General features: G+C 60.9%; 16 protein-coding genes. 3 read left to right on the top strand and 13 right to left on the bottom strand.

Going from position 1 to position 13,971, the window contains the following annotated elements:
• Positions 1–28: 28 nt before the first annotated feature.
• Genes VGL70_04115 through VGL70_04105 form a run of 3 tightly spaced genes read left to right on the top strand, consistent with a single transcriptional unit; the run spans position 29 to position 1,362 of the window.
• Positions 29–376, top strand: a complete 348-nt coding sequence (locus VGL70_04115; protein ID HEY3302706.1) for a zf-TFIIB domain-containing protein — start codon at positions 29–31, stop codon at positions 374–376.
• Complete coding sequence (locus VGL70_04110) at positions 373–912, top strand: BCAM0308 family protein (GenBank protein HEY3302705.1); 540 nt, start codon at positions 373–375, stop codon at positions 910–912. Before VGL70_04115 ends, VGL70_04110 begins: the two co-directional genes overlap by 4 nt.
• 21 nt (positions 913–933) lie before the next feature.
• Positions 934–1,362, top strand: a complete 429-nt coding sequence (locus VGL70_04105) for a universal stress protein (protein HEY3302704.1) — start codon at positions 934–936, stop codon at positions 1,360–1,362.
• A 6-nt stretch (positions 1,363–1,368) separates the two neighbouring features.
• On the opposite strand, the gene VGL70_04100 is transcribed toward VGL70_04105, so the two are convergent.
• From VGL70_04100 to VGL70_04040, 13 genes are all read right to left on the bottom strand, one after another.
• Entirely contained in the window at positions 1,369–2,718 is a 1,350-nt protein-coding gene (locus VGL70_04100; protein HEY3302703.1) for a sigma-54 dependent transcriptional regulator, read from the bottom strand.
• Positions 2,700–4,280 (bottom strand): PAS domain S-box protein, encoded by a 1,581-nt coding sequence (locus VGL70_04095; GenBank protein ID HEY3302702.1) that lies wholly within the window; start codon positions 4,278–4,280, stop codon positions 2,700–2,702. Before VGL70_04095 ends, VGL70_04100 begins: the two co-directional genes overlap by 19 nt.
• A gap of 17 nt (positions 4,281–4,297) precedes the next feature.
• Positions 4,298–4,690 (bottom strand): hypothetical protein, encoded by a 393-nt coding sequence (locus VGL70_04090; protein HEY3302701.1) that lies wholly within the window; start codon positions 4,688–4,690, stop codon positions 4,298–4,300.
• Between the two features lie 15 nt (positions 4,691–4,705).
• Complete coding sequence (locus tag VGL70_04085; protein ID HEY3302700.1) at positions 4,706–5,182, bottom strand: universal stress protein; 477 nt, start codon at positions 5,180–5,182, stop codon at positions 4,706–4,708.
• Between the two features lie 277 nt (positions 5,183–5,459).
• On the bottom strand, positions 5,460–5,849 hold the full coding sequence (locus VGL70_04080; protein ID HEY3302699.1) for a CBS domain-containing protein: 390 nt from the start codon (positions 5,847–5,849) through the stop codon (positions 5,460–5,462).
• Between the two features lie 46 nt (positions 5,850–5,895).
• A complete protein-coding gene (locus tag VGL70_04075) occupies positions 5,896–6,480 on the bottom strand; it encodes a hemerythrin domain-containing protein (protein ID HEY3302698.1) in 585 nt (194 codons plus the stop codon).
• A 216-nt stretch (positions 6,481–6,696) separates the two neighbouring features.
• Positions 6,697–8,034: a cbb3-type cytochrome c oxidase subunit I gene (locus VGL70_04070; GenBank protein ID HEY3302697.1), complete on the bottom strand. Its 1,338-nt coding sequence runs from the start codon at positions 8,032–8,034 to the stop codon at positions 6,697–6,699.
• 22 nt (positions 8,035–8,056) lie between these two features.
• Positions 8,057–8,740 (bottom strand): cytochrome c, encoded by a 684-nt coding sequence (locus tag VGL70_04065; protein ID HEY3302696.1) that lies wholly within the window; start codon positions 8,738–8,740, stop codon positions 8,057–8,059.
• Between the two features lie 34 nt (positions 8,741–8,774).
• On the bottom strand, positions 8,775–9,569 hold the full coding sequence (locus VGL70_04060; GenBank protein ID HEY3302695.1) for a radical SAM protein: 795 nt from the start codon (positions 9,567–9,569) through the stop codon (positions 8,775–8,777).
• Positions 9,570–9,574: 5 nt separating this feature from the next.
• Complete coding sequence (locus tag VGL70_04055; GenBank protein ID HEY3302694.1) at positions 9,575–11,218, bottom strand: acyl-CoA carboxylase subunit beta; 1,644 nt, start codon at positions 11,216–11,218, stop codon at positions 9,575–9,577.
• A complete protein-coding gene (acd, locus tag VGL70_04050) occupies positions 11,215–12,366 on the bottom strand; it encodes a glutaryl-CoA dehydrogenase Acd (GenBank protein HEY3302693.1) in 1,152 nt (383 codons plus the stop codon). Before acd ends, VGL70_04055 begins: the two co-directional genes overlap by 4 nt.
• Positions 12,356–13,516: an acyl-CoA dehydrogenase family protein gene (locus VGL70_04045; protein HEY3302692.1), complete on the bottom strand. Its 1,161-nt coding sequence runs from the start codon at positions 13,514–13,516 to the stop codon at positions 12,356–12,358. Before VGL70_04045 ends, acd begins: the two co-directional genes overlap by 11 nt.
• Positions 13,517–13,519: 3 nt before the next feature.
• The coding region (locus VGL70_04040) for a GNAT family N-acetyltransferase (GenBank protein ID HEY3302691.1) at positions 13,520–13,971 on the bottom strand (452 nt) is incomplete at its 5' end.

Genomic DNA, 13,971 nt, shown 5'->3' with positions numbered 1-13,971 from the left:
CGCATGGCATGGAACATGCGGGAATTGAATGACGATGGAGAATGAGAAAGATCGGTTTGGCGAGACCATGCGGCTTGTCGAGCGGGCCAAGGAAGATATTTACTTCGCGGAAAAGGACCGCGAGCTGATCGAGAAGCTCAAGGCCAGTCTGCAAAAGATGGAAAAGGGCGCCAACGCCGCGCCGCTCCGCTGTCCGAAGTGCGGCGGTGCTCTGGATACGTATAGGTTTATGGATTTTACCATGGACCGCTGCTCGGGGTGTGGCGGGATCTGGTTGGACGAGGGTGAGTTGCAAGGCATTCTCAGGGAAGTGACGCGGAGCCCGCTGTCGCCGCTGGTCGAAAGGTTGATCAGCAGGGGGGAGGCGATCCGGTGAATTCAGGCACGAGGAGGTACAACACCGGTTATAAGAAAAACGGCAACGTCGCCCGCGATATTTATCTTCCGCGCCGCGCGCCCAAAGGGCTCTTGTCCTGCCGCGGCTGCGGGTGCATCTATTTCCGCGGCCGTTGGACGCTCGAGCCAAGCCGGGAAATTTTAAAGCGCGTCGAGCTTCGCGACGGGGTGAGGCCCACCTATTGTCCCGCGTGTCAGAAGATGCGGGACCGCTACTGGCAGGGCGTCGTCCAAATCTCCGGAATCGGCGCAGGCGAAAAACGCGAAGTCCTCAAGTTGCTGCGGAACGAGGAGACGAGAGCGCGAGAGAAAAACCCGTTGGAGAGAATCGTCCGGATCGTCGAGAAAGAAAACGGCTTGAGAGTCGAGACCACCACGGAGAAGCTCGCGCAGCGCCTGGGAAGGTCCTTGGGCAAGGCGAGAGGCGGAAGCGTCACCTACAAATGGTCGCATAGAAACAAATTTGCGCGGGTGGTATGGGAAAAGAGCCGCGAAAAACAAACAGCCGGCGGATAACGTCCGGAGCAAAGGAGAGCCATGGCGGCAAAAACGTACCTCGTTCCCGTAGATTTTTCCAAGGGGTCGGGAGCCGCTCTCAATTATGCGATCCGGCTCGCGCGGCAAAACAAGGCCAAGCTGCTCCTTCTCCACGTGGTCTCCACCGCCCTCGCGTTCCCATTGGAGTTCGGCTTCGGCGACGTGTTGGACGCGTTGGAAAAAAACGCGCGCGCGAGTTTGGCCAAGCTCGTTCGGCGGAAGCGTCTCAAACCGCGGCAGTGCCGGACTCTCCTGACCACGGGCCTCAACCCGGCGGACGTGATCGCCGCCGTGGCGAGGAAGTCTCACGCCGCAATGATCATCATGGGAAGTCACGGAAAAACGGGACTCCAGCGGTTCATACTCGGCAGCGTGGCGGAGAGATCGCTCAGGTACGCGCGCTGCCCGGTCTTAATCGTGAAGAAATAAGGCGATTTACTTCGTGTCGATTCCGAGCTTCTCCATTTTTCGATAGAGCGTCGAGAGACTGAGCCCCAGATGCTCTGAGGCGCGCCGTTTGTCACCCCCGGCCTCTTCGAGAGATCTTTCGATCTGCACTCTCTCGCATCCCCTCAGCACCGCGTCCAGCGTGCCGTCCGAACTTAAATCGCCCTGCGGCACGTCGCCCGCGGGCAGATCGGCGGGAACGATCCATTCGCCGCTGCCGAGGATCATCGCGCGTTCCAGAACGTTATCGAGCTCGCGGACGTTGCCTTTCCAGGGGAGCGATATCAGAAGCCGCATGGTGGGGTTGTCCACTCCTTTGTAGCTCTTTTTCATCTCCAGGTTATGGCGCCGGACGAGATATTCCACCAGCAGGGGAATGTCCTCGCGCCGCTCGCGCAGAGGCGGGATGTGGATGCCGATGACGTTCAGGCGGTAGAAGAGGTCGCCGCGAAAGCGTTCCTCCTCGACTTCCGTTTTGAGATCGCGGTTGGTCGAGGCGATAATGCGCACGTCCACCTGGATGGGGTTGGTAGAGCCCACAGGCAGGACTTTTTTCTCTTCGATGACTCTTAGGAGCTTCGGCTGCAGGCTGAGCGGCATCTCGCCGATCTCGTCGAGAAAGATCGTGCCGCCGCGCGCCCTTTGAAACAACCCTTCCTGCGAAGCCGCCGCTCCCGTGAAGGCGCCTTTGACGTAGCCGAAGAGCTGGCTTTCCAAGAGAGTTTCCGGAATCGCGCTGCAATTGACCGGGAGAAAAACGTTGCCCTTGCGCTCGCTCTGCAGGTGAATCGAGCGGGCGATGACTTCTTTCCCCGAGCCGCTTTCCCCGGTGATGAGCACGGTGGAAGGGGTCGCGGCGACTTTCTCGACCAGCGCCAGAATCGCCTGCATCGCTGGGCTGCGCCCCACCGGCCGGTCGGGCGCGGAATGCTTGTAGGCTTCGCGCCTGAGTATCTGGATTTCCCACGCCAGGCTCCTGTGTTCCATGAGACGGCGAACCTTGCCGAGCACGTCCGCGAAGATGAGCGGCTTGATAATGTAGTCCTGGGCGCCGAGGTGAAGCGCCTCGACGGCGGTGTCGACGGAGGCGTAGGCCGTCATCAGAATCGCCAGGGTCTGCGGCGATACTTCCCGGATGTGCTTTAGCACCTGAAGCCCGTCCGGTCCGGGGATTCTCAGATCGGTCAGCACGAGATCCAGATCCAGTTGATCGATAAGACGGACCGCCGACGCGCCGTCGGCGGCTTCATGGACCTGGTATCCCTCTTCGCGGAGCAGCTCGCAGAGACTCACGCGCGCGGCGTCCTGGTCTTCGGCGACTAAAATATTTCCCGACATCCAGTTTTCCGTTCTAAGCTTGCATCCGCGTCCGCAAGCGGCAAGCTTACGCGAAAGACGGTTCCTCTTCCTCGTTCGCTCGTATAGGAGACGGTTCCGCCGTGCGCCGACACGATCTGCCGGACGATGACCAATCCCAGACCGGTCCCATCCGGCTTCGTGGTGGCGAAAGGTTCGTAGATATCCACGCCGTCGGGGATCCCGAGACCGGTGTCGATGATCTCGAGAACGACTTCCGATCCTGATTCGTAACCCCGGAAGGTGAGCGCGCCGCCCCGCGGCATCGCCTCGGCGGCGTTCTTGACCAGATTCAAAATCGCCTGCTTGAGCTTGTCGGCGTCGGCATAAGCGGGGGGCAACTCTTCGGGAAAAAATTGTTCGATGCGAATGCCGAGGGCGCGGTAGTTCGTTTTTTCCAACGCCAGGACGTCGGCGACCGCGGCCGACAGCGAAACCGGTCCGAAGTTGTACTTTTCCCGGCGCGAGAGCAGGCTGAACTCGCGCAGCAGGTTGCCGAGGCGTGAAATCTCGTCCATCAATCGACGCAGCGCCGACCCGATGTTTTCGTCCGCAAGCTCTCCCTGCCGGGCCAGCCGCCGCTCGAGGAGCTGGGCGGTCACCGCCATACCGTTCAGCGGGTTGCCGATTTCGTGCGCCAGCTTGGCGGCGGTAGCCCCGACCGCCGCCAGCCGCTCGCTCTCGATCAACTGATTTTGCAGCCGCGATTTTTCCGAGACGTCGCGGATGAACGCGGCATAGCGGATATCCTCGTGGGTCGTGACTTCCGTCACCGAGAGCTCGGCTGGAAAGGTCTCGCCGTTTTTTCGCTTCCCGACGACGGTGCGGATGAGGCCGATGGCCCGTCGCTCGCCCGTCCTTTTGTAGCGCTCGATATAACCTTCATGCTCGCTGGCAAAAGGCTCGGCCATCAAAAGGCTGACGTTCCGTCCTTCGGCTTCGGCTCTAGTGTAGCCGAAGATTCGCTCCGCCGCGGGATTGAATACCACGATGCGGCCCTTATGATCGATCGAGACGACGGCGTCCTGGGTGGTTTCTATCAATCGGTCGAGCCAGGTTTCCGCCCGCACTCTTTGGCGCGCCTCGATCTCTTCGGAACGCTTGCGATCGGTGATGTCGGCCGAGATGCCGCAGATCGCGTATGCGAAGCCGGCGGCGTCGCGGAGTGGAAACTTGTTGGAAAGATAAATATGCGCGCCGTCGTCTTGCGGCACGGCCTCTTCGAACTCCAACGGAGCGCCGGCCTCCAGGACTTTAACGTCATTCGCCCTGAACGCCTCGGCGACTTCCCGCGGGAAAATATCATGGTCCGTCCTGCCGGCAATTTGTTGGCACGTCCGATGAAAGATTTGCTCGTACTGCCGGTTAACGAGAAGGTAACGTCCCTGGCGGTCCTTCAGGTAAATGACCCGGGTGGAATTGTCGAGCACCGCGCTTAACAACGCGGCGCGCTCCCCGGGCTCGCCTTCCAGGCAGCAGGGCTCGGCGCCGGCGTGGCCGTCCTCGGCTTTTGATTTTTTCTGCGTCGGCAGCTCCTCGATCATAGCCAGCCCGGCATCCCTTACGCGGCCCGTCGTTCGCTTTGCGGCCGCGATCCGACGGGGCGGCGTTGGCTTTTCTCCGAGGCTCTTCGATGCTCCATCTTCTTTAGCCGATAAAGTCCCGCGCGCAGGTAAGATGCATCGATCCCGAGCGTCTCGCAGACGTTTTCAAAAGAAAAAATCCAGTCATTGTTTTGCTCCAGGAGCCATGCCTCGGTCTCTGTGAAAATTTCTTTCCCCCTTTCGTCGTCCGCGCCGGCGTATTTGGCGAAGGAATCGACGGCATTGTCCAGGATTGCGAGCATGAGCCTCTGTTCTCCGCTCCTGGCGCGGCTCCTCCATACATGGTCGAAAAATACTTCGTCGATGGTGAGGTCGGCTCGATCGGGAACGGGGCTCGACAGGGTTTTCATGGCGACGTCTCCGGGTCAGGCGGCTTTTTTGGCAGTTTTCTCCTCCGGCGTCGGCCGTATCGAGAGCACCGGGCAGGGGGCATGGCGTACGACGTTTTCCGTGACGCTCCCCGTGATCATGTGAGAGAGACCCGCCCGTCCATGCGTGGAGAGAACGATCAGGTCGAAGTTTTCCCCGTCGGCCTTAGCTACGATATTTTTCTCGGGAATTCCCACCTCGACCTCCTGCCTGAGCTCGACCAGCGGTAGAATGGTGGCAAAATTTCTGTCGAGAAAGGCGCCGAGTTGAGCGCGGTGTTTCCGCAGGACGGGGGCCAACAAGGGCGATCGCAAGTGTGAAAGCTCGTAGCGTAAAAATTCGTCGCTCCAGACGACGTAATAAACCACGACTTCGGCCCCGGACCTACGGGCAAGCTCCAGAGCGTAACGGACCCCCGCCAGCGAGAGTTCCGAGAGATCGGTCGGCGCGAGGATCTTTTTGATCCTATTCATGCGATATTTCCTTTAACCGGACTTCTAACTGATGGGTGGAGCACTAAATATGCCAGGGATTGAGCGAAAAATCGCCGAGATCGGGGGGTTCGTCCACATGCCCTTCCTAATTTTAGGATTATGCGGCTTGCGATTCGCAGGATTGCGAAAAATTCTTTTTCTTTTCACATACTGCTCTCGCGTGAGACTTTATCCCGGTACAGTGAGACGCAAGCCTGTGCTCAACGCTCGGCGGCCGGCGGCCGGCGGCCGGTCTTTGACGCGGGTCGAGAACCAATCACAAATCGTAGATCGGCGCGTATGTCGTGAAGTGTTTCCCTATGGCGACGACCGCGACAATATCCGCTTGACTGACGATACCCACTAATTCTTGTCCACGCATGACGGGGAGCCGTTTGATCCTGCGCGTCATCATGAGCGCAGCGATCTCTTCGACCGGGGTCTCTTCGGTGATGCTGAAAACTTTCTTGCTCATGATATCTTTTACCTGCCGGCCCTTATTGGCAACGATGTCGGTCTCAGAGACAACTCCCACGATTTGTCCATGTTCGTTCACCACTGGCGCGCCGCTTAGCTGCTGCTGCGTCAGGATCCGCGCCGCCTCTGTGACCGTCGCAGCTGCGCTGACTGTGACGACCTCTTTGGTCATGATATTCCTTGCGAACATTTTGCCCTCCTTTCGTTGAGGAATTGGGGCCGCGTTCGGCTGTCGCCTAGCTCAATTCATGAACGATCGCGAGATACTTCTCATGAACGCCCGAGCCCATCTCGTTGAGCTCGTGCTCCTCGAACTCGCGCAGCAGCTCCTTCTGCTCTGATGAGCTGAGGACGCCGTCCGCCAACAGGAAGAGAACTTCGTCTTCTTTATGTATATGCTCGCGGAGAAGCCGTATGTAAGCGTCGGCCTTTCTGCGCAGCGTAATGCGCGCGCCTATCGGATCTCGGGCCGCCGCTTCCAGCGCCGCCGCCATCGCGCGCACATACCCCCGGCCTTCCTCGTGCTCGGCCAGCATCAGGCCGATCGGACCGCCCTCGCGCGGGATGCCGCGCTCTTCCAGCGCGGGAAACAAGAGCTTCTCTTCCTTCAGGTGGTGGCATTGGTCGGCGAAGTTGCGGGCGAAGTCGATCGCCTTCGCCCAGTCCGCCAGCAAAGAGCTTTCGGCGGTCTTCGCGAGCTTCTCCAAAGCGTCGAGGACCCTCTCGATCACCCGGTGCTCGGCTTTAAGAGCTTCGGTGGCGGTATCGAAATGATGATGTTCATGACTCACGCGTTGAGACTCAGCGGCATGCTGTTCCATGATGGACCTCCTGAGAATAAGTGTAGGCCTCCATGTAAGTCCAAGCCGCAAATCGCATGCCACAGACCGCTACGCCACCGCGTTGGAAACACGGATCATTTTGACCGGCGGTACGGTTGATTTTCTTAAAAATAGGAAGGCCGTGGGAAAGGATGTCAAAAAAGAGACGGAACCGTTTGGCCGGCGCGTCCGCCTTGCCAGGTTACAAGAATACAATTATGCGCGGCGCGCGGGCACCGGTCGCAGCGTCAGCAGATCCACGACGGTCAGGACGACGCCGAAGAGCAACGAAACGCCGAGGACAACGAGGATCGCGAACCAGAAGCGCATCTGCGCCTGGGCCGTCATATACCCCAGCCCCATGACGCGCTCGATATAAGTTTGCAGCACGCCCGCCACGCTGAAGGCGAGGGTCATCAGCATCATCGCGATGCTCATCCACCAGAAAGCCAGGTTGCCGCGCCGTTCGTCGAATTCGTCCAATCCTTTGAGCTTCGGCATCGCGTAGTAGAAGAACATAATGTTCAGAAGGACATACGCGCCGAAAAAAGCGATGTGGCCGTGGGCCACCGTCACCTGGCTGCCGTGCGTGTAGTAATTGATCTGCGGCAAGGTGTGGAGGAAGCCCCAGAAGCCGGCGCCGATCAAGTGGAGAATGGCCATGCCGCTGGCGAGAGTGAAGACGAGCTTGCCTTTGATCTCGCTCCGCCGGTTGCGCACGTAGTGACCGGCATCCACGACCATCAAGAGAATCGGCAGCGGCTCGAGCGCGCTGAAGACGCCGCCGAACCACAGCCAGTATTTTGGCGCGCCGAGCCAATAGTAGTGGTGACCGGTGCCGGTGATCCCGGTAAAAAGGAAGAGCCCGAGCTCGACGTAGAGCCATTTCTCCACCGTCTCGCGCGGCACGCTGGTGACCTTGATGAGGATCCACGCGGTCAGCGCCGCCGCGATCAGCTCCCACGCGCCTTCCACCCAGAGATGGATCACCCACCACCAGTAATACCAGTCGATCGTGAGGTTGTTGTAAAAAGGAAGATTGAACAGATACATCACGGCCAGAAACACCAGTCCGCCGAAGAGAGATCCCTGAATCACCGTCCAGCGGCGCGCCTGGATGATCGTGACGCCGACGTTGAAGAGAAATATCAGGGCGCCGACCACGACCAGATAGTCGAGAGGAAACGGAATCTCCAGCAGCGGCTTGCCCTTGGTCCAGCCGAAGAGAAAGCCCACGATGGCGGTTACACCCACGGCGGTGAGCAGCCCGAGCTGCACATAGGCGAGCTTCGGACTGTAAAGCTCGCGCTCGCTTTCTTCGGGGATCATGTAATACGTCGTTCCCATGAAGCCCAACAGAAGCCACAGCACGAGCAGGTTCGTGTGGATCGCGCGCACGGTGCTGAACGGAAGAATATCGACCAGCCACTGCGGGATCGTGACGGCGTAATGAACGGCGAGCCAGATCCCGACCACCACTTGAAGCAAAAAAAGCAGCAGCGCGATCACGAAGTAAGGATAGGCGACCCGCTGCGATTGATAGGTCACCGACATAAAACGCTCCCGGTTGAAGTCGTCATTTCATCTCCGCGAGAAACTTGGCCAGCGCCTGCGTCTCTTCGCGCGAGAGCGGCGCGGGCGGCATGATCCCGTCGGGCTTGACCGAGCGGGGATCGACCAGAACTTTCTCGATCGTCTCGTAGGGCAAGCGGGCGCCGACGCGCGTCAGGTCCGGACCGAGGAGCCCTCCGGTCTCGTTCAAGCGATGGCAGGCGAAGCAGCCCTTTTCCTGAAAGAGCGTCGCGCCCGGGCTCAGGCCGAGGGCGACGGCGCGCCGCGCGGCCGGCCGGAGCTTCTGATCTTGCGGCGGCCACTCGTTGGTGTCGATCTCGCTCGTCCATTTAAGAAACGCCGCCAGATCTTCCAACTCTTTTTCCGTGATGGGAATGCGCGGCATCTTCCGCCAGGTGGTGAATTTTTCCGGATTACGGACCACGGCCTTGATCCCTTCGCCGCCCAGGCGCCAGTAAGCCTTGGTCATGTCGGGAGCATAGTAGGAGCCGAAGCCTAAGATGGTATGGCAGTCGTTGCAGTTGTACTTGTGCCAGACGCGCTTGCCGGCAACCACCTCAGGGCTGAGGCGGTCGGCGTTCGTCAAGGTCTCGACCTGCCGGTGGGTGTCTACGGTGAGTCCAAGAAAGAGCAGGAGCGAGACCAGGGTACCGAGGTAAAAGATCAGCTTGGCGGTCTTCCAGCTCATCCAAACTCCTTTTACATCGTCTTCCTAACGAGCGTCAATAAATTTCCGCTTTCACGCCGGCGCGCCAGCGCGCCTGGCTCGCGATCCATTCGAGCGTCGGCCGGTTGACCTTCCAGATGCGCGCATCCGCCGGGACGCGGTCGAGAGTGTAGATCTGGACGGCAAGCGGGCGGATCTCCCGCACGCTTTCGATCCAGAGCGCGACCGAATCCGGATCGGCGTTGGTGATTCTTCCCTGGACGAACAGCGATTGCAGGATCACGTCCTTCAAGTCTTTCAAGCCGGTCACGATCTCCCTCAGGTAAAACGGCGGCGCCGGCCCGTTCAGTTGATGGATGATCTCCTCGCTGCCGGCGTCGAGCTTCATGATTCTCAAATCGAGGCGGTCGAGCGCCGCGCGAATCTCCGGCCGCGTCACCGTCGCCGAGTTGGACAACACGGCGAGCTTGGCCTGCGGCAGGTATTTATCCCGCAGGCTTCGCGCCGTCTCGACGATGGCCGGGAAGTCGGGATGGAGCGTCGACTCGCCGTTGCCGGAGAACGTGACGGCGTCGAGTTTCTGCCGTTTTCTGACGATCGCTTTCAGCGCCTTCTCCAGAGCGTCGGCCACTTCGATCGGGCGCGGCAGATCTTTCAGCGCGTGCGTCGCCTCGACCACCGGCTCCGCGGTCCAGCTATATTGGCAGTAAACGCAGTTGAACGAGCAGAGCTTATAATCCTCGGGCAACAGGTTGATTCCGAGCGAGAGGCCGAGCCGCCGCGAGCGCAGGGGTCCATAGATAATGCCGGTCTGCAGCGAGATGGCCTTGAGAGATTCGGCGACGTTCATAGGACTCACACCGGCATCAGCCCGTGCTTCTTTCTCGGCGGCTCGTCGGTTTTTCCCGCGCACAGATCGAGCGCGCGGATGATTCTCGGCCGCATGTCGCGCGGGTCGATGATGTCGTCGACGTGCTGCTCGGCCGCCGAATAATAAGGATTCACGTACTTGTCGAAAAATTCTTTGAGCCGGGCGCCGCGCACGGCCTCCGCATCTTTCGCCTCGGCGATCTCTTTGCGGAAAAGAATATTGACCGCGCCCTCCGGGCCCATCAGGCAGACCTCCGCCGTCGGCAGCGAGAAGACGAAGTCGGCGCCGAGATCTTTGCTGCACATCGAGAGGTAGCCGCCGGCGTAGGCCTTGCGCAGGACGACGGTGATTTTCGGCACGGTCGCCTCGGCGAAGGCGTAGAGCATCTTGGCGCCGTGGCGGATGATCCCCTGGCGCTCCATCGAGGTGCCGATCAAAAAGCCGGGGATATCTTGCAGGTTCACCAGCGGGATATTGAAGGCGTCGCAAAAACGGATGAAGCGCGAGCCTTTGTCGGAGGCGTTCACGTCGAGACATCCGGCGAGAAATTTCGGATTGTTGGCGACGACGCCGACGGGACGGCCGTGAAAGCGGGCGAAGCCGACGACGAGGTTCGGCGCGTAATCTTTTTTGATCTCGAAGAAGCTTTCGCGATCGACGATGCGCTGGACCACGTCGTGAATGTCGTAGGATTTTTTCTGGTCCGCGGGAATGACCGTCAGTAAATCTTCGTCGCGCCGGTCAGGGTCGTCGCCGATCAATTTTATCGGCGGCGCTCCGCCGCTGTTGGACGGGAGATAGCTCAAGAGAAGCTTGGTCCGGTCGAGGCAGTCTCTGTCGTCGTTGGCGGTGAGATCCGAGACGCCGCTCACGCGCGCGTGAATCGCCGGCCCGCCCAACAGCTCATTGGTCGTTTTCTCGAAGACGACGGCCTCGACGAGCGGCGGGCCGGCGATGAACATGTAGCTCGTCTTTTTCACCATGAAGATAAAATCCATCAGCGCCGGCGAATACGCCTGGCCGCCGGCGACCGGTCCCATCACGAGCGCGATCTGCGGGATGACGCCCGAAGCGCGTACGTGGCGGAAGAAGAGCTGGCCGTATTCACTGAGCGAGCCCATCTCTTCGGTGACGCGCGCGCCGCCCGAGTCGTTGATGCCGATGACGGGCGCGCCCATCTTGCGCGCCAGATCGACGGTCTTGCAGATTTTCTTTCCGTGGCGCTCGCCGTAGGTGCCCGCGATCACGGTAAAGTCTTCCGAGTAGACGAACACGTCGCGGCCGTCGATCTTGCCGTGGCCGGTGATGACGCCGTCGGCGGGGACCTCGGCCTTGTCGAGGCCGTAGTCCCCGCCGATGTGGCGCGCGAACAGATCGAACTCCACGAAAGTTCCGGGATCGAGGAGGTAGTCGATGCGCTCGCGCGCCGTCATCTTGCCTTGCGCGCGCTGCTTCTCCTGGAGCTTCGGCCCGCCGCCCTGCTGGATTTTTTGGCGCCGCTCTTCCAATTCTTTCAGCTTCGTTTCCATCGTCTCCGGCGCGGGCGCTTGTTTTTGCGGCAGCGGCTCTGCGTCGTTACCGTTCGGCGGCGGCGCGATCCTGGCGAGCGCGGACGATTCGGCGGTCATCGGTTGGCCCTCCTGTAGCCGAGGGCATCCTGGGCGATGATGAGCTTCAAGATATTCGCCGAGCCCTCGACGATCTGGTACGACTTGGCGTCGCGTAGATAGCGCTCGACGGGAAATTCGGTCGAGTAGCCGTAAGCGCCGAGAATCTTTACCGCCGCGTCGGCATTGAAGGCCGCGGCTTCCGCCGCGGCGTATTTGGCGATAGTCGTCTCCAAACTGTGCGGCCGGCCCTGGTCTGCCAGCGACGCCGCGCGATAGACGAGGACGCGCGCGCTCTCTTCGTGGACGATCATCTGCGCGATCAGATCCTGGTTCATTTGAAACATGCCTATTTTCTGGCCGAACTGCTCGCGCTGGTTCGCGTAAGCGACCGCGGCTTCGCGCGCGGCGCGCGCGAGACCGACGGCGCCCGCGGCGCAGGTGAGGCGCGTGTGATTCAAGTGGGTCATGCAGATCTTGAAACCCTCGCCTTCCCGACCGATCAGGTTTTCCGCCGGCACCGGAACGTTGTCGAAAGTCAGCTCGCCGGTGGGCGAAGCGTGCGCGCCCATTTTTTCCAGCGTTCTCCGGCTTACGCCCTTCTGGTTGAGATCGACGTAAAAGGCCGACATGCCCTTGTGCTTCAGCGGCCGGTCGGTGTAGGCGAAAATGATTCCCGCGTCCGCTACCGGCGCGTTCGAGATCCACGTTTTCGTTCCGTTGAGGACGTAGCCGCCGTTTTTTCGCGCCGCCGTCGCGCGCATCGCCGCGACGTCCGAGCCGGCGTCGGGCTCGGTGATCGCGAAGCAGCCGATCGTCTCGCCGCGTACGAGCGGCGGAATCCATTTTTTCTTCTGCTCGGCGGCGCCGAAGTCCGCGATCGTCGTCGCGGGGCCGCTCTGCATGTTGATGTAGACGCGGATCGCGCTGTGCGCGCGCGAGATCTCCTCGGCGATGATCGCGAGCGCGAGAAAGCCCAAATGGTTGCCGCCGCAGTCTTCCGGCAGGGTGCAGCCGAAAAATCCAAGCTCGCCCATCTTTTCCACCAGATCGCGGCGAAAGCGGTGCTCGCGATCGTCCTCGGCCGCCTTGGGCGCGATTTCCTTCTCGGAAAACTCCCGCGCCAGCTCGCGCACCGCCGCCAGCTCTTCGGTGAGATCAAAGTCCATGCGTCTGCTCCCTCTTCAGTAAATTTCTTGCGATCACGAGTTTTTGGATCTCGGAAGTCCCTTCGTAGATTCTCAGCGCGCGGACGTCGCGGTAGAGCCGCTCCACGATATTGCCGGAGACGACGCCGTTGCCGCCGTGAATCTGCACCGCCTGGTCGACGGTCCGCTGCGCGGCTTCGGTGGCAAAGAGTTTCGCCATGGCGGATTTGAGCGCCAGGTCCGCTTCGCCGCGATCGCTGGCCGCCGCGGCTCGATAGACGAGGAGCCGCGAGGCCTCGATCTCAGTCGCCATATCCGCGAGCTTCAACTGCGTTGCCTGAAAACCCGAAAGGGCCTGGCCGAACTGGCGGCGGTGTTGGCTGTAGCCGAGCGCTTCGTCCAGGGCGCGTTGGGCCAGGCCCACGGCGGCGGCGCCGACCGTGCAGCGGAGCGCGTCCAGGGTGCGGAGCGCGATCTTCAATCCGTCGCCTTCGCGGCCCAGCCGGCGGCCCTCGGGCACGAAGCAGTCCGCGAACGCGAGCACTCCGATCGGATGGGGCGAGAGCAGCGCGGTTTTTTCCTTGAGAATCAAACCCGGCGTGCCCGCCTCGACGATGAAGGCGGTGATGCCTTTGCCTTTCTTTTCCGGGTCCGTCGATGCGAAGACCACGTGGGTCTGCGCGATGCCCGCGTTCGAGATGAAATGCTTGACGCCGGTCAAGCGGTATCCCCGTCCGTTCTTGACGGCGCGCGTCTGTAGAGAGGCGACATCCGAGCCGGCTTCGGGCTCCGTCAGGGCGAACGCGGCGATAGCGCTCCCCTTGGCGAGCGGCGCAAGGTAGCGGCTCTTCTGTTCCTTGGTGCCGGCGAGAAGGATCGGATAACTTCCGAGAGCTTGGACCGCGAACATGGTGTCCGCCAGGGCCGACCCCCAGGCCAACTGCTCGCGGATCGAACACAGGTCGCGTGCTTGAACCTCCTCGCGCACACCGCCGAACTTTTTCGGCGCGACGTAGGCCAGGAGACCGTCCTTGCCGAGGCGGCTCACCAGGCGGCGCGCTTCGCCGTCGATATCCGCGCCGTTGCCGTTGTGGGAGGAGAGATTCTTCGCCACCCACGAGCGCACGCGGCGGCGCAGGACGGTCTGCTCCCGTTCGAGATAACGTTCCATACGTCAGGCCGCCGTCTCCTTTTGAAAGTGCTGCATCTTTCCCTGCGCGAAGCCGAGCCGGTTGAAAAACTCTTTCATCTCGCGCTGGTCGTCGTTGACGAGCGTGAAGATCGTCTTGATGCCGTGGTCTTCCGCCGAGGCGGTGAACTGCTCCAGCAGCGCGCGCGCGATTCCCTGATGGCGATAGGCGGGATCGACGCCGATGATCTCGATCCAGGCGACGGTTCCCGGCAGGCCGAACTCCAATTCGCCCGCGCGGCCGAAAACAAACCCGACGACCCGGTTGTCGGCCTCGGCCACGAGCGACGTCCAGTGGGGCCGGATCGCCTCGGAGATCTCGATCCGCTTCTCCCAGTATTCGCGCCGGGCGATTCCCGTGACGCGCTCTTCGATGTCGACGATCGCGCCGAGATCGTTTTTCCGGAGATTTCTGATGAAAATATTTTTCCCCATGA

The organism is Candidatus Binatia bacterium (genome assembly GCA_036504975.1).
Taxonomy (GTDB): domain Bacteria; phylum Desulfobacterota; class Binatia; order UBA9968; family UBA9968; genus JAJPJQ01.
Note: the sequence above shows the minus strand (reverse complement) of the source record. Positions and strands in the feature narration are given on the sequence as shown.